Origin of the sequence: uncultured Roseovarius sp. (assembly GCF_947489715.1) — a bacterium.
Lineage (GTDB): Bacteria > Pseudomonadota > Alphaproteobacteria > Rhodobacterales > Rhodobacteraceae > Roseovarius.
In genome coordinates this window covers 583568-604422 of the sequence record NZ_CANLER010000001.1, presented here as the reverse complement: position 1 = coordinate 604422, position 20855 = coordinate 583568, and the positions used below count along the sequence as shown (strand labels likewise).

The 20855-nt window shown below is 58.0% G+C and carries 20 protein-coding genes; 6 read left to right on the top strand and 14 right to left on the bottom strand.

Translation table 11 applies throughout. The features are described 5' to 3' along the window. The first annotated feature begins 19 nt into the window (after nucleotides 1–19). The gene (locus Q1B27_RS02990) at nucleotides 20–1531 is read left to right on the top strand and encodes an MBOAT family protein (RefSeq protein WP_299843389.1); all 1512 of its coding nucleotides are present in this window, start codon (nucleotides 20–22) and stop codon (nucleotides 1529–1531) included. 6 nt (nucleotides 1532–1537) lie between these two features. Continuing rightward, on the top strand, nucleotides 1538–2602 hold the full coding sequence (locus Q1B27_RS02985; RefSeq protein ID WP_299843386.1) for a hypothetical protein: 1065 nt from the start codon (nucleotides 1538–1540) through the stop codon (nucleotides 2600–2602). Nucleotides 2603–2622: 20 nt separating this feature from the next. Here Q1B27_RS02985 and Q1B27_RS02980 read toward each other — a convergent pair whose 3' ends face one another. Beyond that, on the bottom strand, nucleotides 2623–3207 hold the full coding sequence (locus Q1B27_RS02980) for an HNH endonuclease (protein WP_299843384.1): 585 nt from the start codon (nucleotides 3205–3207) through the stop codon (nucleotides 2623–2625). 167 nt (nucleotides 3208–3374) lie between these two features. On the opposite strand from Q1B27_RS02980, the gene Q1B27_RS02975 reads away from it, so the two are divergent. After that, entirely contained in the window at nucleotides 3375–3806 is a 432-nt protein-coding gene (locus Q1B27_RS02975) for a VOC family protein (protein WP_299843381.1), read from the top strand. A 140-nt stretch (nucleotides 3807–3946) separates the two neighbouring features. Here the strand turns inward: Q1B27_RS02975 and Q1B27_RS02970 are convergent, their stop codons facing one another. From Q1B27_RS02970 to Q1B27_RS02960, 3 genes are read right to left on the bottom strand one after another with little or no spacing between them, the layout of a single operon-like run. Further along, entirely contained in the window at nucleotides 3947–4612 is a 666-nt protein-coding gene (locus Q1B27_RS02970; protein ID WP_299843378.1) for an alpha/beta fold hydrolase, read from the bottom strand. After that, nucleotides 4609–5238 (bottom strand): DNA-3-methyladenine glycosylase 2 family protein, encoded by a 630-nt coding sequence (locus Q1B27_RS02965; protein WP_299843375.1) that lies wholly within the window; start codon nucleotides 5236–5238, stop codon nucleotides 4609–4611. The genes Q1B27_RS02970 and Q1B27_RS02965 overlap by 4 nt, the downstream gene beginning before the upstream one ends. Further along, nucleotides 5235–5963, bottom strand: a complete 729-nt coding sequence (locus tag Q1B27_RS02960) for a cobalt-precorrin-6A reductase (RefSeq protein WP_299843372.1) — start codon at nucleotides 5961–5963, stop codon at nucleotides 5235–5237. Before Q1B27_RS02960 ends, Q1B27_RS02965 begins: the two co-directional genes overlap by 4 nt. A 201-nt stretch (nucleotides 5964–6164) precedes the next feature. On the opposite strand from Q1B27_RS02960, the gene Q1B27_RS02955 reads away from it, so the two are divergent. Continuing rightward, nucleotides 6165–7343, top strand: a complete 1179-nt coding sequence (locus Q1B27_RS02955) for an MFS transporter (RefSeq protein WP_299843369.1) — start codon at nucleotides 6165–6167, stop codon at nucleotides 7341–7343. Between the two features lie 93 nt (nucleotides 7344–7436). Here the strand turns inward: Q1B27_RS02955 and Q1B27_RS02950 are convergent, their stop codons facing one another. The 5 genes from Q1B27_RS02950 to Q1B27_RS02930 form a co-directional block, all read right to left on the bottom strand. Beyond that, nucleotides 7437–8210 (bottom strand): squalene/phytoene synthase family protein, encoded by a 774-nt coding sequence (locus Q1B27_RS02950; RefSeq protein WP_299843367.1) that lies wholly within the window; start codon nucleotides 8208–8210, stop codon nucleotides 7437–7439. Further along, on the bottom strand, nucleotides 8197–9810 hold the full coding sequence (gene cimA, locus Q1B27_RS02945) for a citramalate synthase (RefSeq protein WP_299843365.1): 1614 nt from the start codon (nucleotides 9808–9810) through the stop codon (nucleotides 8197–8199). The genes Q1B27_RS02950 and cimA overlap by 14 nt, the downstream gene beginning before the upstream one ends. 232 nt (nucleotides 9811–10042) lie before the next feature. Beyond that, nucleotides 10043–11425, bottom strand: a complete 1383-nt coding sequence (gene cysS / locus Q1B27_RS02940; RefSeq protein ID WP_299843362.1) for a cysteine--tRNA ligase — start codon at nucleotides 11423–11425, stop codon at nucleotides 10043–10045. A gap of 281 nt (nucleotides 11426–11706) precedes the next feature. Continuing rightward, entirely contained in the window at nucleotides 11707–12621 is a 915-nt protein-coding gene (locus Q1B27_RS02935) for a DMT family transporter (protein ID WP_299843359.1), read from the bottom strand. Next, nucleotides 12614–12988, bottom strand: a complete 375-nt coding sequence (locus Q1B27_RS02930) for a VOC family protein (protein ID WP_299843356.1) — start codon at nucleotides 12986–12988, stop codon at nucleotides 12614–12616. The genes Q1B27_RS02935 and Q1B27_RS02930 overlap by 8 nt, the downstream gene beginning before the upstream one ends. An 83-nt stretch (nucleotides 12989–13071) precedes the next feature. Here Q1B27_RS02930 and soxR point away from each other — a divergent pair, with 83 nt between their 5' ends. Beyond that, complete coding sequence (soxR, locus tag Q1B27_RS02925) at nucleotides 13072–13542, top strand: redox-sensitive transcriptional activator SoxR (protein ID WP_299843353.1); 471 nt, start codon at nucleotides 13072–13074, stop codon at nucleotides 13540–13542. Between the two features lie 277 nt (nucleotides 13543–13819). Then, complete coding sequence (locus Q1B27_RS02920) at nucleotides 13820–15358, top strand: trimethylamine methyltransferase family protein (protein WP_299843350.1); 1539 nt, start codon at nucleotides 13820–13822, stop codon at nucleotides 15356–15358. A gap of 158 nt (nucleotides 15359–15516) precedes the next feature. Here the strand turns inward: Q1B27_RS02920 and Q1B27_RS02915 are convergent, their stop codons facing one another. The 5 genes from Q1B27_RS02915 to Q1B27_RS02895 form a co-directional block, all read right to left on the bottom strand. Further along, nucleotides 15517–16557: a PLP-dependent cysteine synthase family protein gene (locus tag Q1B27_RS02915; RefSeq protein WP_299843347.1), complete on the bottom strand. Its 1041-nt coding sequence runs from the start codon at nucleotides 16555–16557 to the stop codon at nucleotides 15517–15519. Between the two features lie 66 nt (nucleotides 16558–16623). Beyond that, on the bottom strand, nucleotides 16624–17757 hold the full coding sequence (locus tag Q1B27_RS02910; protein WP_299843344.1) for an aromatic ring-hydroxylating dioxygenase subunit alpha: 1134 nt from the start codon (nucleotides 17755–17757) through the stop codon (nucleotides 16624–16626). After that, the gene (locus tag Q1B27_RS02905; protein ID WP_299843341.1) at nucleotides 17754–18524 is read right to left on the bottom strand and encodes a DUF1194 domain-containing protein; all 771 of its coding nucleotides are present in this window, start codon (nucleotides 18522–18524) and stop codon (nucleotides 17754–17756) included. The genes Q1B27_RS02910 and Q1B27_RS02905 overlap by 4 nt, the downstream gene beginning before the upstream one ends. 51 nt (nucleotides 18525–18575) lie before the next feature. Continuing rightward, nucleotides 18576–19544, bottom strand: a complete 969-nt coding sequence (locus tag Q1B27_RS02900; RefSeq protein WP_299843338.1) for a DUF3179 domain-containing protein — start codon at nucleotides 19542–19544, stop codon at nucleotides 18576–18578. A 404-nt stretch (nucleotides 19545–19948) separates the two neighbouring features. Then, the gene (locus Q1B27_RS02895) at nucleotides 19949–20854 is read right to left on the bottom strand and encodes a DMT family transporter (RefSeq protein ID WP_299843335.1); all 906 of its coding nucleotides are present in this window, start codon (nucleotides 20852–20854) and stop codon (nucleotides 19949–19951) included. Nucleotide 20855 lies beyond the last annotated feature (1 nt).

Here is a 20855-nt window from a genome sequence, read left to right as displayed (position 1 = left end):
TTTCCTGCGTGAAACACGTATGGGGCAGTTTGCCAATTGTCACGCCAGAGCCGTGCCGATAAGACATCTTCAGGCCATCCTGTCCCAGAGTTCTGATCCGGCACCAATTGACGTGACCTTCGCATCCATCCCATTTCTTTTCTATTTCCTGCCTTGTTTTCTGGCGCTCTACTTCCTGTTGCCCTTCAAGAATGCCGTTTTCCTCACCGGTAGCCTGATCTTTTATGCGTGGGGGGAGCCGGTCTTTATCTTGCTGCTTCTGGCATCAATTACGATGAACCATGTGCTGGCACGCGCTTTGTCCCGCAACAGGACCAAACAACTGCTGATCCTGGGGGTGGGCGCAAATCTGGCGGCACTTGGTGTCTTCAAATATGCTGGCTTCCTTTCGGAACTGCTGTTGGGTACGAGTATATCCTTGGGGTTGCAATTGTCTGTTGCGCCGCTGGAACTGCATCTGCCTCTGGGAATTTCCTTTTACACCTTTCAAGCCATAAGCTTTCTGGTCGACATTTACCGACGTGATGCTCAGGCACCTGAGCGGTGGCGCGATACCGCGCTTTTCATTTCGATGTTCCCACAATTGATCGCTGGACCGATCGTCCGATTTCACACCGTCGCCGGACAAATCCAGGAACGGTCGCATACGCTTGATCGTTTCGCGTCTGGTGCCCGGCAATTCACCCGTGGACTGGCGCAGAAAATCCTGCTGGCCAATGCCTTTGGAGAGGCCGCCGATGCCGCGTTTGGTGCCAACCTTGCTGAACTGGGGCCCGGTGCTGCCTGGCTGGGGCTGATCTGCTACACGCTCCAAATCTATTTCGACTTCGCTGGCTATTCCAATATGGCGCTTGGCCTGGGGCGGATGATGGGTTTCGATTTCCCCGAAAACTTCAACTTCCCCTATATGTCGCGGTCCGTGACCGAGTTCTGGCGGCGCTGGCATATGTCGCTGTCGCGCTGGTTTCGCGAATACCTCTACATTCCGCTGGGTGGCAATCGGCTGAGCCCGATGCGCACCTATCTGAACCTGACGATCGTGTTCCTTCTGTGCGGCTTCTGGCACGGGGCCGAGTTTGCCTTTATTATCTGGGGCGCCTGGCATGGCGCGTTTCTGGTTCTGGAACGCAGCCCGTTTGGCACATGGATTGCTGCGATGCCTACCTTGCTACGTCATTGTTATCTGTTGCTTGTGGTAATGCTGGCCTGGATACCGTTTCGAACAGAAGATCTGGGTGATGCTTTGACCTATTTCGCCGCGCTTTTTGGTCAGGGTAGCGGCAGAGTAGATCTGAGTTTGGTCTATGCCCCGCAGCTCGCCATTCTTTTGCCTGTTGGCATGGTCATTGCTGTCTGGCCACTCGTGGCGCAAAGTCGACTGGCGGCTTTGATCACCGACCGCATGGCACTGTTGGCGCATCCAGCACCGCGCCTTGCGCTGGAACCCGTCTGGGTAGCCGGCCTCTTGATCCTCTGCGCTGCGGATCTGGCGACGGGTTCCTACAATCCCTTCATCTATTTCCGGTTCTAGGCAATCATGGCGCAACACCTCATTGCCTTCCGCAATCTGCTAACCGCCTTGTCCTTTGTCGTGTTGATTACGACGCCGGTCCTTTTGCATCTGACCAGCGGCGGCTCTGTCGACAGCAAGGTTGAAAACCGCCGCCTGTCCCCCGCCCCGGCGCTGTCACAGGCCCTGACAAACTGGACCACGCTGCCCGAAGAGACAAATGCCTGGATGCGCGATCATTTCGGACTGCGCCGAACCTACCTCAAGATCGGATTTCAACTGGACAAAGTACTGCGCTCGTCCGGTTCGTTGAATGCAGTGCGAGGCGATGACGGATGGATCTTTAATGCGCTCAACGGCGCGCTGGCCCTGCATCAGGGATTGTTACCCTTCTCCGAGGGAGAGGCGGATCGTTGGCTGGATGGTTTGACACTGGTGCAAGACACGGCCGAAGCCTCGGGCGCGACCTTCATTGCAATGATTGCCCCCAACAAACATACGATCTTCCCAGAGTATCTCAGTGGCTACCCCAACAAGGCCGCTGGCGAATCCCGTCTGGACGAGGTGCTAAGGCTGGCACGCACCCGCAAACTACCTCTGTTCGATCTGCGCGATACGCTGAAAGAGGCAAAAACGCATGACAAGATCTACTATGAAACCGATAGCCATTGGACAGAAATAGGTGCTTATATCGGGTTTTCCGAGCTTCGGTCGGCCCTTAATGCCCGCGGCGCCAACATCCCGGACATCCCCCGGGATGCGCTGATTTTGAGCACAGATAAAGATTTTCGAGGTGATCTCTATGGTCTCTTGGGTGAAGAAAACGGCGTGCCCGAAACGATTCAGACGGTCGAGATCGATCAGAAACAGATTGGGCCAAAAGCGGGCTCCATTCTTTTGATCGGCGACTCCTTTTCCAACTCGCTGGTCAAATACCTCGAAGCAACGTTTGAAAGCGTCACATTCACCGATAACCGTTCAGGCGAGCCTGACCTGAGTTCGATAGCAGAGAAACGGCATGACGTCGTTGTGTATCAGGTCGTTGAACGCTACCTCAGCAGACCATTCAAACCTGTCATTGCGCAGAACTGAGCGCATCTTCTGAAAAACTATCAGGCTTGCAATTCAGCATCCCAATAGAGAAAATCCAACCAGCTTTCATGCAGGTGATTGGGTGGGAATTTTCTACCTTGGTTGCGCAATTGCTCCGCCCCCGGAGCGCGCGGTGGTTTGCGCAGGCTCATGCCCGCACGCCGCAGGCTTTTCGCACCTTTCCGCAGGTTGCACGGGCTGCATGCCGCGACAACATTTTCCCAACTTGTCACACCACCATCTGCGCGCGGTACAACGTGATCAAAGGTCAGATCCCCGCGCGCGCCGCAATACTGGCATTGAAATTCATCCCTCAGAAATAAATTAAAGCGCGTGAAGGCCACGCGCTTTTGAGGTTTTACATAGTCTTTCAGAACAATCACCGAAGGTATTCGGATGACCGTACTGGGGCTGTGCACGCAGTGGTCATATTCAGCCACGATATCCACCCGGTCCAGATAGGCCGCCTTGACCGCCTCCTGCCAGGTCCAAAGGGACAGTGGGTAATATGACAAAGGTCGGTAATCCGCATTCAGCACCAGCGCTGGATGTTGCTTAAGTGCCGCCGATTCCCTGACAAATTCGGTTCTGAATTCACCGTCCATTGAACGCTCCGTCCCGAGTATGAGAACACTATATCTCGTGTTTTGAGTCTGGCAAGCCCAAGATAGGCCGCAGATATTGAGATCTGTCTAAGAGTGAAATGTAAGGATTCAATGTCAGTTATCCACAAGGGATGACCTGAGCGCCGCCACCGGGGTAAACTGCCCGCATGACTCATGATACGTTGCCCGATGCTCCCGCCCCCACCAGCGCTCTGGAAGCGGCGCTATATGTCGATGACCTAAAGGCTGCACAGCATTTCTACGGTACTTTGCTGGGGCTGGAGGAAATCGCATGTGTCGAGGGGCGGCATGTCTTTTTCCGGGTCGGCGCAACCATCCTGCTGATCTTCGATCCCCGTGTAACAGTAACCGGATCGGACAATGCCGATCTACCAGTTCCGGGGCATGGTGCTTATGGCCACGGTCATTTTTGCTTTGCCTGTGAGGCAGCGGAACTTGCGGCATGGCATGACAGGCTGATAGCGCTGAAAATCCCCATAGAGGCCGATTTCCACTGGCCAAACGGTGCGCGCTCAATCTATTTTCGCGATCCGGCAGGTAATTCCCTGGAAATGGCTGAACCACGTCTGTGGGACTGACATTTGCGAAGCAGACCATCATTGAATTGATATGTCACGCTGGCCCCACGCTCCCCGAGGAGGATGCCGGAGGCAGACGACGAGATATCATGCGTGCGCTCTAGCGCACTCTTTCTACCAGCGGCCGGTAGAGGGAAGTATTACAAACCCAGCTTGTCAATCATGAAAGCCAGGGCAACCTGCAACCCATCCGGCGCAATTCCATGCGCGGTGCCTTTCATGATATGGGCGTAGACATCCTGCCACCCAGCTTCTTGCAGCGCTTCTGCCGCTTGAGGCAAGGATTGCGGCGGCACCACGTCATCGGCATCACCGTGGATCAGCAATACTGGCGGACGGCTGATCACCTCATCTTTCAGCAACTCTGGTGACAGCAGTCGTCCGGAAAAGGCGACAATTCCCGCCACCTCATCCTCACGTCGCGGGGCCACATGCAGCGCCATCATCGTGCCTTGGCTGAACCCAAATAAAACAACCTGCTCGGGAAGCACATCTTCATCCACCATCAGGGCATCCAGATAGGCATTCAGATCATCCGATGCTGCAAGCAGACCACGCTCGGCCTCCTCCTCGGACGATCCATCAATCCAGGGGATCGGAAACCATTGAAACCCGAAAGGCATACCCGGGATCGTCTCGGGTGCATCCGGGGCGACAAATAGCGTATCCGGCAAATGCTCCCCCAGCGGGTCAGCCAGCCCCAACAGATCCGCCCCATTCGCCCCATAGCCATGCAGAAACACAACAATCGACCGGGTCGTGCCTGAAACCGGCTCGCGCCGTTCCGACTTCAATACGCGTGTCATCTGATCCCTTCCCTGTCCTTCGCCACCCGGTAGTAGGCCCAAAGTATCCGGGCAGCAACCGATCTCCATGGTTGCCAAACCATCGCCATCTTTCGCAATTCTTTCTCGGTGGGTCGCGCAGGCAGCTCATAAAGAATGCGCGCAGCCTCTTGCAAGGCCAGATCGCCCGGCGCAAACACATCTGCCCGCCCCAAGGAAAACATTGTATAAACCTCAGCCGTCCAGACACCTATTCCCGGTACGCGGATCAGGGTCGCGATTACTTCATCGTCGGATGCATCGCGTAGCGCTTTGAAATTGATCCCGGCCTTCGACAATTCACGCGCATAGCGGATTTTCTGACGGCTCAGCCCCACTGCTCGCAAATCATCGTCGCTGGCGCGTGCTATCTGTCGCGGACCGGTCAATCGGGCCGCCTTCATGCGACCCCAGATTGCGCCAGCCGAGGCCACGCTAACCTGTTGGCTGACAATCGCGCTTAGCAACTGGGCAAATCCATCCGGTCTGCGCCGAAGTGGTAGCTTGCCGGTCGCTCCGTACGCATATGCCAATTTCGGACAGATCTTGCACAGCGCCTCGGCGCCTTCCGCCACGCAGGCATCTGTTTCAATAATACGCCCGATCACAGGTCCGCGATCCAGTCCATTGCCTCGTCCACTGTTCTCACCTTCCGCGCCTCGGGCTGTCTTGGGCGGTTGATCATGGCAACAGGGATCCCCAGTCCGCGTGCAGCCGTCAATTTTGTTGCTGACGCCATTCCGCCTGCATTTTTGACAACCAGCCAATCAACTTTCAACTCTAGGAAAAGCGCTTTCTCCTGCGCGACTGAAAATGGCGGTTTGCCCACTAAAAAACGCCCATTCTTAAAGGGAAAATCGCGGTCTGGTGGATCAATCTGCCGACAAATCAACGTACACTCTGCCAAATTGGCAAACCGATCCAAAGTCTGCCGCCCTGTCGCAAGAAAAACAATGCTGCCGGGCGCAATGTGTAGGGCGGCATTCTCTTCGCGTTCAAAATAAGTCCAGCGATCGTCGGCCTGCGCCGTCCATGCCGGACGCAAAACCTGACAGTAGGGAAGATCAAACTCGGCACAGATCGACGCGGTGCGGTTCGAGATACCTGCGGCAAAGGGATGCGTGGCGTCCAGTACAGCAGTGATTTTCTGTTCGATCAGATAGTCGCGAAACCCAGCGTCACCCCCAAAACCGCCAATACGGCACGACAAATCCGTTTCTGTGGCCATGCGCGCGCCACCCGCCAGCGAAACCACCGCATCCACCTGTCGGTCCGCCAAACCGCGCGCTATCTGTTGCGCTTCGCCAGTGCCTGCAAGCAAGAGTAATGTCATGAAACGTTCATGTCGTCTCGCGCTCCGAGTCGCAAGTCATCACATTACCAATCTCGCAGCATGCAATTGCGCTTGCGGGCCCTCTGTCCCGGGGCTAGCTCTTGGCACATGAGCAATCCCAAACCTGTCCCCACTCCGATCGAGTCGCCCTCGCCCTTGGCAGGGCGTGCCCGCGCAATCCGAACAGATGACCAACGCGCGATGCGGAATGTCAAAGTTCTGGTGCTGGCACAGGCAATTCTGGGGGCGCAGATGGCGATGATGTTCGTCGTTGGCGGGCTTGCCGGGCAAACGCTGGCCAGCAATATCTGCTTTGCTACTTTGCCCATCTCGCTGATTGTTCTGGGTTCGATGCTGGCGGCCACGCCGCTTTCCTCGATCATGCAGAAATGGGGCCGCAAGGCCGGTTTCTTCATCGGTGCCGGGGCGGGTGCGCTTGGCGGGGCAATCGGGGCCTACGGGTTGTATCTGGCGTCTTTTCCGGTCTTCCTTCTGGGCAGCTTGATCAGCGGCATCTACATGTCAGCCCAAGCTTTTTATCGGTTTGCCGCCGCAGACACTGCCAGCGACGCATTCCGGCCCAAGGCAATTTCCTACGTCATGGCAGGCGGTCTGGCCAGCGCAGTGATTGGCCCGCAACTGGTCAAGGTGACGTCGCAGGCAATGGTGATCCCCTTCATGGGCACCTATATCGCCATTGTCGCGCTCAACCTTTTCGGTTCACTTCTGTTTCTCTTTCTCGACATTCCGAAACCCAAGCCTCCATCCGAAGATAGCCCGCATGGCCGTACCCGCCTTGAGTTGCTGAAAACGCCACGCATCGCGGTGGCCGTGATCTGTGCGACAGTTTCTTACGCGCTGATGAACCTGGTCATGACATCGACCCCCCTGGCGGTTGTGGGGTGTGGATTTACCGAAGGTAATGCCGCAGATATCGTCACCGGTCATGTGCTGGCCATGTTCGCGCCGTCCTTCTTTACCGGGCACCTGATTGCCCGCTTCGGCGTCGAAAAGATCGTGGGCACAGGGCTGGTGATCCTGGCATGTGCGGGCATGGTGGCATTGCAAGGAATTGATCTGTCGAATTTCTTCATCGCCCTGATCCTACTGGGCCTGGGATGGAATTTCGGTTTCATCGGCGCCACAACCATGCTGGCAGCCGCGCATGAACCGCATGAAAGGGGCCGCATGCAGGGCCTGAACGATCTATTGGTATTTGGCGGTGTAACTCTTGCATCGCTGTCATCAGGTGGCCTGATGAATTGCTCCGGCGGAGATGCTCAGACCGGCTGGATGTCCGTCAATCTGGCGATGACCCCGTTTCTCGTGCTGGCCGGTGGCGCGCTCATCTGGCTGATGCTGCGCCCGAAAGACGCATAAATACCGTATGGCAGGTACCAATCCAAGGTGGACGCGCCCGGCGCGGACGCCGAGATATCAAGCGTGCGCACAAGCGCACTCACTTTAACGACATCACCAAAGACCAGTCGCCGCACGCACCATCAGCGTCAGGCGTGACCGGATCGGGGCTGGATCAAGGGTGCCCGCACCCACACGCGCTGGCAGAGTTTTCGCCCGGTTCAGTATCGTACCGCTTTGCCAAAGCGGCAGCAGCGCCGGGCGGGCATCACCAGAGACCTTGGCACGTGACGCCCGGGCACGACGCAGCCGTGTCAGCGCCTCAGATGCAAGCTGACCAACAGCCTCGGGCCGACCGTCCGGCAGCGGGATACGTCCTGCCTGTTCCAATGCGGGAATGGCCCGCAGCCAATTCGCCACACCATGTGCATAGCCCGCATCGCGGATTGCAGCCTCGTCACAGGCTCCCAGCGAACGTGCAGCAGCCAGCATCAGGTTGCCGGCAGTCTTCTCCAGATAGTCGCTGAAATGATCTGCATCCTCGAATGCATCTTTGTAGATATCCCACCGCCGCGCGGCCACCAGTTGATCCAGCAACCCTGCGCCCTCGGCATCAAGTACCCCGGCCAACGGCGTGACAACCTCATGGCGGCGAACATTCTCTCCCGTCTGAATTTCCTGCAACGCATCGCGCCACCATTGCAGGCGCATCTCGGCAATCATCGGCTCCTGAGTGACCCAGGGTGCGCGCGCAACCTCGACATTAAATGCGTAAATTGGAAAGAGCACCCGGCGCGCGGCTACAGGCGATGCCATCGCCGCCAAAAACCGGTCCGGATCCCCCCGGCGCACCAGATCGGCACAGGCGTTGAGGTCAGCTGTCTCCACGCAAGAGTTTCCAGTTTATCGCGTCCAGTAGGGCCTCAAAAGACGCGTCGACTATGTTAGGGCTGACCCCGACGGTAGACCAACGCCGCCCCTGCCCGTCCTCACTGTCGATGATGACGCGCGTCACCGCCTCGGTCCCCCCTTGGGTGATGCGCACCTTGAAATCGACCAGTCGCATGTCAGATATCTGTGCCTGATAGCGGCCCAGATCCTTGGCCAACGCCTTTGAAAGCGCGTTCACCGGGCCACGGTCGCTGCCCGCCTCATCCATCGATTCGGACACTGACAGTTTCTTCTCACCGTCGACCTTGACCACCACGACCGCCTCGGAGAGCGATATCATCTTGTTATACTTGTTCTTGCGCCGCTCAACCGTGACCTTGTAGCGTTTCACCTCGAAGAATTCGGGCAAGAGGTCCAACTCGCCCCGCGCCAGCAACTCGAATGATGCCTGTGCGCTGTCATAGGTATAACCCTTGGCCTCACGCGCCTTGATCTCATCCAGGATGCGCGGCAAGGCCGGGTTGTCGCGCGCCACCTCCAGCCCGGCCTCGGCCAGACGACGGCGCAGGTTCGACTGTCCTGCCTGATTGGACATCGGAATGATCCGGGCGTTCCCAACGCTTTCGGGGTTGATATGTTCGTAAGTTGTAGGATCTTTGAGGATCGCGCTGGCGTGCAGCCCCGCCTTGTGGGCAAAGGCCGATGCACCGACATAAGCCGCCTGTCTGAGTGGTACGCGATTGAGGATATCGTCCAGCTTTCGACTGGCGAGCGTGAGACCTTTCAACGCTTCCAGGCTGATACCGGTCTGATACGTGCTGGCGTAAGGCTCTTTCAGCAAAAGCGTCGGGATCAATGCGGTCAGATTTGCATTGCCACACCGCTCCCCCAGACCGTTCAGCGTGCCGTGCACCTGCCGCGCACCGGCATCAATGGCTGCCAGACTGCCCGCAAGGGCGTTTTCCGTATCGTTATGGGTATGGATACCCAGATGATCTCCGGGAATGCCTGCGGCGATCACAGATTTGGTGATTTCGTAAATTTCACGCGGCAACGTACCGCCGTTAGTGTCGCACAGCACCACCCACCGGGCACCCGCATCATAAGCCGCCTTCACCGTCTCTAGCGCATAGGCGGCATTGGCCTTGTAGCCGTCAAAGAAATGCTCGGCGTCAAACAAGGCTTCACGCCCCTGCCTGACAATATGCTCAACCGAACGCGCGATATTCTGTGTGTTTTCGTGAAGCGAGATGCCAAGCGCAGTCTCGACATGAAAGTCATGGGTCTTGCCCACCAAACAGACCGAGGCGGTACCCGCATTCATCACCGCCGCCAGCACATCATCATTTTCTGCACTGCGACCTGCACGTTTGGTCATGCCAAAGGCCGTCATGCGCGCCCGGGTCTTCGGGGCCGTCTCAAAAAACTCGCTATCGGTCGGATTGGCCCCGGGCCAGCCGCCTTCGATGTAATCGACCCCCAACTCGTCAAGCGTCTTGGCGATCTGGTGTTTTTCGGGTGTCGAGAACTGCACCCCCTGCGTTTGCTGGCCGTCGCGCAACGTCGTGTCATAGAGATAGAGGCGTTCTCTGGTCATTTACGCACCCCGCCCGGCTTGCCCAGGCCGCCCGACCCTGGGAGGGCGCTTTTGCGACGTTTCGACCGGAAAAGACTTGGCAACCGTTTCGCCGACGCAAAAATAAATAGCGTCAGATGCGCCCCCCCAGGCTCGGGCGCTGCCCTCTGTCGCAAAGAACCTCATTTTGGCACCTCAAGTTTAGGCGGTTCGAAATCATGTGTAGTTCGATCCGTAGTTTTGCTTGCCTGCCTCATGCCCCGCCCCAAACTTCGTCCAACACATTTACATCGTAATTCGGGAGTTTCTCAAACTCGGTCCCCTGCGGAGTATCAACCAACTTCACGCCCGCCCGTGTCAGTCCATCTCTGATACGATCCGCTTCTGCAAAGTCTTTCTTTTTCCGAGCGTTCTCACGACGCTGAATGAGATCAGACACTGTACCAACCTCAGCATCCGTGAAACCTTCAATCTCCACCCACTTTGGTATTTGGCCCTGCCAAAGCCCCAGCATTTCGAGCCCAAACCTGAGCGCGTTAACGTCACCGGCATTTGCCAAAGCGTGGATGAGAGAGATTGCTTCATGCGTATTCAGATCATCTGCTAGCGCTTGTATCAACGGGTCGTAACAAGAGCTTCCTCCAGCCAACCCGACCAATCGATACCACTTCCGAAGCGTCGCCTCAGCCTCCCGCGCCTTCTCCGCCGTCCAATCCATCGGCTTGCGGTAATGCGTGCTCAGGAACACGAAACGGATCACCTCGCCCGGGATACCTTGATCCAGTAAATCGCGCACGGTAAAGAAATTGCCCAGGGATTTGGACATCTTCTTGCCTTCGACCTGTAGCATCTCGTTATGCATCCAGACCTTCGCAAAACCACCCTCGGGGTGTGCGCAGCAGCTCTGCGCGATCTCGTTCTCGTGGTGCGGGAACATCAGATCGTTGCCGCCTCCGTGGATGTCAAAACTCTCACCCAGCAGCTCATAGGCCATGGCCGAGCATTCGATATGCCAACCCGGGCGGCCCCACCCCCACGGGCTGTCCCACCCGGGTTGTGCATCATTCGAAGGCTTCCACAGGACAAAGTCCATCGGGTCCTCCTTGAACGGCGCCACCTCGACCCGGGCACCCGCGATCATGTCATCGACCGAACGACCCGACAGTTTGCCATATTCCTTGTAAGACCGGACACGGAACAGCACATGACCTTCAACCGCGTAGGCATGGCCATCGGCGATCAGCTTTTCGATCATCGTGACCATCTGCGGGATGTATTTCGTGGCGCGCGGCATGTGATCAGGTTTAAGCGCACCCAAGGCCCCCATATCGTCGAGAAACCACTGAATGGTCTCCTCGGTGATGTCGCTGATCGGTCGACCACTTTCGGCGGCACGGGTGTTGATCTTGTCATCCACATCCGTGAAGTTCCGCGCATAGGTCACGTGATCCGTGCCATAGACATGTCGTAACAACCGGTAGAGCACATCAAATACCACAACGGGGCGCGCATTACCCAGATGCGCACGGTCGTAGACCGTTGGCCCACAGACATACATCTGCACATTTTTTTCATTGAGAGGGGTGAATTCCTCTTTCTTGCGGGTTCTGGTGTTGTGCAGTTTGATCGTCGTCATGTCATCCTCGCGCGCGCATGGGCGTCTACGGCCGGTTAGCGGCGGGCTTAGCAACTTCAATCACTGATTTGAATGAGAAAGAACGGCCCGCCTGAGATATCTCAGCAGGTAATGCAGCAAATGATGCAAATTGACCGTTTCATGAGAGTTTCATACCCGAGACTGCCCGGTTCTGGCAAGCGGGGATATTTTCGTTGTGTCATCTGGACGAAGACCCGGATCGCCGCCCGCACGCGCCAGGGAGGGTGGGTGGGGCGCGTAAGGGCGGCGATAGTTTTGTCTCAAGCAGTACAACTGCTCGGTCTGGGTGCCCGCTTGATCTGCGCCCGTACGGTCAGTCCGATACCAAGAGCGATGATCGCAGCGCCAGCCCAAGTGGCGATGCCATAGACCTCTCCCAGTAAGACCGTACCAGTACCAAGCCCGACCGCCGCCGCGACATAGCCAATCTGGCTGAGCAGGACCGGCCCACCGACCTGTTGAAGGCGAAAGTAAGCGGGGAACATCAGACCGGCGGCAATCGCCTGAATGATCGTCGCCAGTGGCACCTCGCGCAGTTGATCCAAGGGCAGGTCACCCGACAGGCCCAATTGCAGCACGACATAGGTCAGAATAGCCCAACTGTGGCTCCAAAAGGCTAATGCCGCCGGATGCGCGCCCTCTGGCCAATCAAGCGTGCGGTAGACATTGCCAAGCGCCAGGGCAAACGGGATGGCAAAGGCCAAAACACTCCAGATTGCAGCACCTTCAATACTGCCGCGGCCAAGTGCTACCAGCACGGCGCCAATCAGCCCCAACCCGATGCCATATAACCCCAGTCGCCCGGGAATTTTCAACCCGGCCAACGCGGTCAGCGCCAAGGTCACGACAGGCGACAGCGCGAACATCAACCCAGCATATCCGGCACCCACCCGGGGAATCAGGAAAAATACCAGCGCATTAACCAAGGCGAAGGACAAGAGCCCCGAGATAACCGTGTAGCGCAGCATTTGTCCGCGCGGGAGTGTCAGCCTGCCTTGCAAGATCAACCCCGGCAGCAACAACCCCGCCGCCCCGATTGACACGACCAGCGCCCATATCAGGGGCGAAACCCCTGCCCCGGCCGCCAGCTTTCCAAGCGGGAAATTCAAACCGAAAAGCCCACCGGTATAGAGCAAAAGCCCGATCGCCTGCCTGTTAGATCCTGCCTCAAGCATAATTCACAACCTCGAATTCAATGCCATCCGGCCCATCAAAATAGAACCGGACCCCCGGCTCGTAATCGCCGTGATTATGGGGATTGTATCCGGCGGCTTTGACCCGTGCCTCGGTTGCGCTGATATCGTCCACGACCACGCCCACATGATTGAGCCCGCCAACCCGCGAATAGGTATTGCCCAGAGGCGTCAACTCCTTTGCAGGCGCGTAAAGAGCGAGGTAACTGTCATCGTCGCCGACATGCACGGTATAACCGCTCTCCATCGCCGCCCCTTCCCACCGGATGTGCCAACCGAATAAATCGCACAGGATAGCCGCGCTGACCTTGGGGTTGGGTACGGTGATATTCACATGTTCCAGTTTCATTTGCCTTTTCCTTTCAACATTGATTCTTCTTGATAACCAACGTAATTCTTCAAGTTAACTTTAACTCAATAGGAAAAATATCAATGCCTGACAGACACTTGGCAAAACGTGGTCTGACAATTGGCTATGTTTCCCAGCGAACCGGCCTGCCACAATCAGCCATCCGGTATTATGAGGACGAAGGTCTTGTGGCGCCGGATCGCAACGAAAGCGGCCACCGTCGATACGCAAGAGCCGATATCAGGCGGTTGAGCTTTGTGATGATTTCGCAAGGCCTGGGATTTACCATTGCCGAGATCCGCGATGCGCTCCGCACCCTGCCCGAACACCGCACCCCCAATAAGGCTGATTGGGCGCGGATCTCTCGCAGGTTTGGTACTGTGCTGGATGCGCGCATTGAGCAGATGCAGGCGCTGCGCGCGCGTCTGGATGGCTGCATCGGGTGCGGATGCCTGTCGCTCAAGACTTGTGCGCTCTACAACAAGCGCGACCGGGTCGCCCGCAAGGGTGCTGGGCCCCGTTATCTGATGGGCGACCCCGTTGAAACAGATTAACAGGCCAGCGCCTGTCGATCGTCTGGACAATTCTCGAACTTACATGGCCAGAAAGGTCAGTTTGCGACATCGGTCGCTAATGGAATAGACTTCACCGCAAGAATCGTGCGGATTGCGCGCGTCAGGACTGAGGGAGGATCTGGCGATGGAACCAAACTGCAAGATTGCAGTGATTGTCCGCACCATCGGCGCAAGCCGGGGTCGTGCGGCGCGTGGCAGGCCGTTTCAGGGTTGAACTTTCACCCCAAACAACTGCTTTCCAAAGGATTCCAACAATATGACAGCCCCAGTTTCCCGCCGCGCTGGCGGACGTGCCGCCCGTAAAGCCAGCCGCGAGGCACCTTTATCCGACACAGAGCGTCCCATCCGTCCGGGCATGGAAGGTGGTACTTACAAACCACTCAACCAAGCGGACATGGACCGCATTCATAACGCCGCTCTCGAAGCGCTGGAAACCATCGGTCTGGCCGACGCCCCGGAAAGTGGTGTTGCCTACCTGACCGGCGCCGGCGCCATTCAGGGAGAGGATGGGCGCATCCGCTTCCCCCGTGCGGTGGTTGAAGACGCACTGGCCAAAGCCTGCAAAAAGATCACGCTGCACGGGCGCGACCCGCGTCACGATATGGAGTTGTGGGGCTCCCGCGTGCATTACGGTACTGCCGGGGCCGCGGTGCACATGGTCGATGTCAACGGCCGTGAATACCGCGACAGCACGGTGCAGGACCTGCATGATGCTGCGCGTATCTGCGACCAGCTGGACAATATCCACTTTGTGCAACGCCCCATGGTCTGCCGCGATATCGCCGATAATCGTGAAATGGACCTGAACACCATCTACGCCTGTTGTTCCGGCACCACCAAACACATTGGCACATCATTCACCGAACCCGGATACGTGGCCCCTGCCCTTGAAATGCTGCACATGATCGCAGGTGGCGAGGACGCCTGGCGTGCCCGGCCATTCCTGTCGAATTCAAACTGCTTTGTCGTTCCGCCGATGAAATTCGCGACAGAGGCCTGCGAAGTCATGGAACGCTGCATCGATGGCGGCATGCCCGTGCTTTTATTGTCGGCCGGGATGGCCGGGGCCACCGCGCCGTCGACGATTGCGGGTGCCATCGTGCAGGCCACCGCGGAATGTCTTGCGGGCATCGTCTATGTCAACGCCGTCAAGCCGGGGCACCCGGCCATCTTCGGCACCTGGCCTTTCGGCTTGGACCTGCGCAGCGGTGCCATGACCGGCGGTTCCGGCGAGCAGGCCTTGCTAAGCTCTGGCTGCGCACAGATGCATAAGTATTACGGGCTTCCGGGCGGCGCCGTGGGCGGCATCACCGATGCCAAACTGCCCGACATGCAAGCCGGGTGGGAGGCGATGTGTTCGAACGTCATGGCGGGGCTTTCCGGGTTGAACATGGTCTATGAAGCGGCAGGAATGCATGCATCGCTGCTGGGATTCTGCCATGAATCACTTATCCTGGGTGATGACCTGATCGGCCATGCGATGCGCTGCGTACGCGGGATCGAGGTCAACGATGTGACCATGGCCCTGGATCAGATCGCCGAGGTCTGCATTGATGGCCCGGGGCATTATCTGGGCACGGATCAGACGCTCCTCAGGATGCAGTCAGATTACGTCTACCCGGCGCTTGGCAACCGGATGAGCCCCAAGGAATGGAATGAAAACGAAAAGCCCGACCTGATCGCCAATGCGATTGAGCGAAAGGAACGTATTCTGTCCGAACGCTCCGCGGCTCGGTTCGATCCCATGCTCGACGCTGAAATCCGCAAGGCGTTCAATATTCACCTGTCTGCCTGAGTGTCCCTCAAGGGTCAGTTGGCGCTTGCCCGAAAGCCGGCGCCGACTGATCCCGCGTGGTTGCCTGCCCCGAGAAAGGGCCGCGACGCTTTCATCACTGTCTTTTATCCGGTGATGCTGGCGACACGAATTAGCGGGATGATATGCTAACAGATACGTCATTCCCAAGCTGCCAGCCTGTCCAAGGAAGGTTGTACATCACCGATGTTTTCGGCCACCCAATCAGCGTTGTAGTAGGTATCCAGATACCTCTCCCCGCTATCGCACATCAGCGTGACGAGTGATCCCTGCCGCCCGTTTTTTTGCATTTCTTCGGCCAGTTGCAAGACACCCCACAGGTTTGTACCGGTCGACGCCCCTGCCCGGCGCCCGGTCAGCTGTTCCAGCCAGAGGATCGTTGCCACGCTTGAGGGATCCGGCACCCTGATCATCGCGTCGATCACGTCGGGCTGAAACGAATGTTCGACCTTGGGCCGCCCGATCCCTTCGATACAGCTTGAACAACTGCGGGTGACGGTGCGATCACCCGACATGAAGCTTTCATAAAAGACCGAGTTTTCGGGATCGACCACCACCAACCGCGTTTTGTACCCTTTATAGAGGATATAGCGCCCCAAGGTGGCCGATGTGCCGCCGGTGCCCGCACTCATCACCACCGTTTCCGGCACGGGGTGTGGCTCGCGCTCCATCTGGCGAAAGATGCTTTCGGCGATATTGTTGTTCCCACGCCAGTCCGTTGCGCGTTCGGCATACATGAACTGATCCATGAAATATCCGCCAACCTCCTCAGCCATTCGCACCGCCTCATCATGCATTTGCGGAGCGCTTTCGACAAAGTGGCAGCGCCCGCCATACCGTTCAATCTGGGCAATCTTGGTCTTGGCGGTCTTGCGCGGCATCACCGCGACGAAAGGCAGGCCGATCATGCGGGCGAAATACGCCTCGGACACTGCTGTGCTGCCCGACGACGCCTCAATCACCGTCATGCCTTCTTTCAGCTTGCCGTTGCACAGCGCATAAAGAAATAGCGAGCGTGCCAGACGGTGTTTCAAACTACCGGTCGGATGCGTGCTTTCATCCTTAAGATAGATGTCGACACCGCTTAACTTGGGCACTTCGAGTTTGAACAGATGCGTATCGGCCGAGCGCTGAAAATCTGCCTCGATAATGTTGATGGCCGTGGTCACCCAATCATTCATCGTTCACATCCTCTGAAAATCCAATCAACGAATGGGAACTATCGGCGCACCGGGCCAACGCATTCCTCATTCCGACATCCGGGTGGCATACCACCGGGCAAAGGCCGCGACATTCGGCTCCAGCGCGGGCTGGAAACGCCCGGGGCGCGCATCAGGGCAATCGAGGCCGTTTTGCTGATTGACCAGCGCAGGGATGTCTTCGGCCAGGGCTGCATCCAATCGGTCAAGGTAATCTGAGACCTTAGCCTTAAAATCCGGTAGCGCCACCGACTCGGGCGGGAAACAGGCGGTCTGGATCACCTTGCAGCGGCCCGGCCCCAGCGGATACGCCTCGTAGCACCAAAGTGCGTCTGTATTGGCGGCAAAGGTCATGTTGGGAAAGACCCAGGTGTAGCGCGCGCCGCTTGCCGCCCGCCCGGTTAGGCCGGGAATGGATGGCAAGGCACTGTCTTGCTTGTCTTCCAGCAAGCCCCCGGTGCCATCCGTCGCACCGAATTGCGTGGCAAAATTGCCGACCACCTCTTCGGGCGGATCAGGCGGACAGTAAAGGCTGTCGACCGTGTCGGGATGCACGAATGGCAAGTGATAATATTCGTTGAAAACCTCGATGAAGGCTTTCCAGTTGCAGTCGACCTCAATCTCCTGCCGACGCACGCTGACCAGCGTCTCCAATGGCCAGGGCGCATGGATTTCCGCGAACCCGTCAAGGTGATCGGCAAGCGGCGGGGCGGTGTCATTCAGGCAGATAAACAAGAAGCCATGACGTTCTTCGGCGCGATAGGAAATCAGGCCATGATCGGCCTTGTTGAAACCGGGCACATCGTCCATCCGCGGGGCCTGCACCAGGCGGCCATCCAGCCCATAGAACCAAGAATGAAACGGGCATCGTAGCCCTTTGCAACTGCCTGCGCCATCCACTAGACGCGCCGCGCGGTGGCGACAGGTATTGGCGAACGCGCGGGGGGTGCCTTCCTTGTCACGCAAGAGGATGATGTTCTGCCCGGCAATGTCCAATGTCTGAAAGCTACCCGGGCCTGCCAGCATATCGGCGCGCCCGACACCCAGCCAGTTCTGGCGGAAAACCTGGGCAATCTCGGCTTCGCAAATCTCTGGCGATGTGTAGCATTCAGGCGGGATTGAGACCGCTTGGTCAGTCGGAAGACGACTGTTTGAAAGGTCAATTTCGATCAGCTTGTTCATTGGCTTACCTTTCCTTTTCGAAGCTTTCCAACAGACGGATGGCAATCGTCGCACCCGGCCAGCGAAAGTGCGCCCGGGGATTGCTGGGCTATCGGCGTCAGCTCTCGCGCCAGCTTGCGCTGCATGGCCAGGGCGAAATCCTGGCGGCGATCAACCGACATGACAAACGCGTCCTCGCCGCCAATCACCAGTTGACGATAATATTCCCCCAGGTTGCGGTCCCCGTCTTCGATCACCAGACCGTTGATTGTGACCCCGGCCAGCACCGCCAGATCGCGGGCGGCGTTGGGTGATGGCCCTGAGTTGTGGCGCGAGTCGCCCGAGATGTCGATTTTGAGCGCCCGGCCCTGATAGTCATTCTGACTAAGCAGCCCTGTGGCGAAACTGATAGCATCGCTGATTGAGGTACCGCGCCCTGCGCCGGCACGCGGTACTGATTCGACTTCAGTTGCAAAATCAAACACATCCGCTGCGTTCTTTAACCTGCGCCAACCGATCGCCTGATGGTTCAGACTGCCAATGCTCCAATGGACCAGCGTTACCGCGACACCGCCGGGCTGATCGCTGATTGCGTCCAGAATATCGGGATGGCGCAACGCCTGGGCGATCCCCTGCATTTGCAGTTGGTATTCGGCAGCGTTGACGCTGATTGAGGTATCCACCGCCAGAACAAGCTCAACCGCGACGCTTTGAGGGGTCTGCGCCGTTGAGCCCGAAGCGATCATACCGCACAGAAAGATGCGGAACAGGCGGGTCATGAAGATCATGGTCCAATCTGGGCCACGGATCTTGCATCCGGTCAAGTGTTTCGGAACGCCTTACCCGCCGATCATCCACTTTCCATCCGGCCAGAAGGCGTGGAACGCAAAGGCGAACATCACGTCATGAACCATGTTGCGCCCCTGTTTGTCGCGCACGCGGACAGTGCCCACGTCGCGCCCTTCGGCGATTACACGGGCATCCAACGCCGAGGCCTGCCCCCCTTCCCAAGAGATATTGACCCCGGCTTCGTTCACGCCCCCTTCCTTGCGAACACGGTTGAGCGGCCAGGCGCGATCGCCCACGCGGACAACACGTTCGAGCGGTGAGATACCATGTGGGGGCATCGCGCCGTTATAGAGCATGGGGCGTGAACGGCTATCATACCCGGCATAGGGGTTGCTGCCGTAACTTCTTGAAAAATTTGGCTGATCCATGACCAGCCCATCGGGATTGCGGGCCTTGAACTGGCCCCAGCTTTCCATCCAGCCGGGCAACATCTTTAGTCTTGTGCCCGTCAGATCACCCACGATGGCCTCGCCAATCGCCTGCTGCCACCAGCTTTCCGTTTCGCGGTCGAACATGACCATGTCGGAGTTTCTGAGCTTGCCCGAGACGCCGAAGCTGAGCGTGCCATGCTTGGTGCGCCGATCGAAGGTGATGCCGGAATTGCACAGCGGACAGAAGGTGACGGCGATTGGCACGCCAGCTACGGTATCATTGACGATCTCATGCCAGGTCAGGTAGCGGATCGGATAGGCGCGCGGCTTGGCATTGCCAATTTCGACCGTCATTACCGGCTCGGTGTCGCTGATCCTTGTCTCGCTGCTGGCGGTGCGAAATTTTGGATCGCGGATCGAGGGAATGCCATCCTTGGGTGGTCCGCCATCCAGAATTTCTTTCCAGTTATCAATGGTATGCTTGTCAAAGTTCGTCTTGGTCCATTCGTGTTTCCAGAAATCCGGGTCAGCGTGGGCCATGCCCGTGACGAGTGAAAGAGTGGCAAGGATCGTGATCAGGCGACGCATCGGTATCTCCCCCTGTTTCGGCGCTTCGGAGCAGCGCCGATGATGCGCCCCGCATGGCGCCCTGCATAGCCCACCGCACGCGATTGTGAGGGGGTGTGTCCCTGCAGGAAGGCACGGTTTGGCCCAAACCGGCAGAGAATCAGGTTAACGGGCTGAAAACGCTGGAAAACCCCAGTCGGTATAACGTCGGTATTTTGTCGGTATTACGTCGGTGCGAAAATCGGTGTTTTGCCGGATTAACAGGGCGTGCGCAGAGCCGTACAGGCAAGAAAGAAAATTTCCGGTGCTCTCCCCGAATACCTCAATGCCCACAATTCAGGTTCCATCACCGCCAAGGATGAAAGCATGTGGCTTAAACCGGCAGAATGCTGTGGCTGTCCCTGCGAAATCGCGCTGTCGCGGGCCTAGACCTTGGTGGCCGACGGGTTGGGCGTGACAGCCTGCCGCTTCAGCACCATCTCGCGCCAACTGATGAAGCTGACCGCGCCCACAATCACGGTGCCGCCCAGCACCACGAACACGTCGACCCCTTCATTGAAGAAAAGCGCGCCCACCAGGACCGCCCAGACCAGTTGCAGAAAGCTGACCGGTTGCGTGACCGCAAGCGGTGCGGCCTGAAACGCCAGTGTCATCGTATAATGCCCGCCGGTGGCCAGACAGGCCACACCGAAGAGCAGCGCCGCCTCGGTCGGTGTGGGCGTGATCCAGTTGATCAGGGCCAGCGGCGTCAGGCCGATGGTGACGATGATCGACAGCATCGCCACCACGACAGCCGGGCTGACCCGGTTGGTCATCAGCTTGGCCAGCAGGTAGGACACGCCGAAACAGACCGCTACAAAGAGCATTGCCAGGTGGCCCAGGCCGACCTCGCGAAATCCAGGCCGCAGGATGATCAGCGTACCGATCAGCGCGGCGCAGACCGCCAGCACGCGGCGCATTGCCAGCTTTTCACCCAGAAACAGCGCTGCCCCAAGGGTAACATAGACCGGCGAGAGATAGTTCATCGCGGTCACATCGGCGATCGGGATGCGCGCCATCGCGTAGAACCAAAGCGCCACCGCCCCGGTATGGGCCACGCCCCGCGCCGTGAACATGAACCAGAGTTGCCGGTCAAAACGTTGCCGCATCAGCGAGCCCAGCATGGGCACGAAAAAGATCAGCCCGAAGGCATAACGCAGAAACGCGGCCTCGGCCGCGGGGATGCGTGTGCCCATGGATTTGACCAGCACCGTCACGCCGACGAATTGCGCGCCCGTCACCACCATCCAGAAGACGCCCCAGCCGGGGCGAGAGGCGGGCAAAGCGGTCATT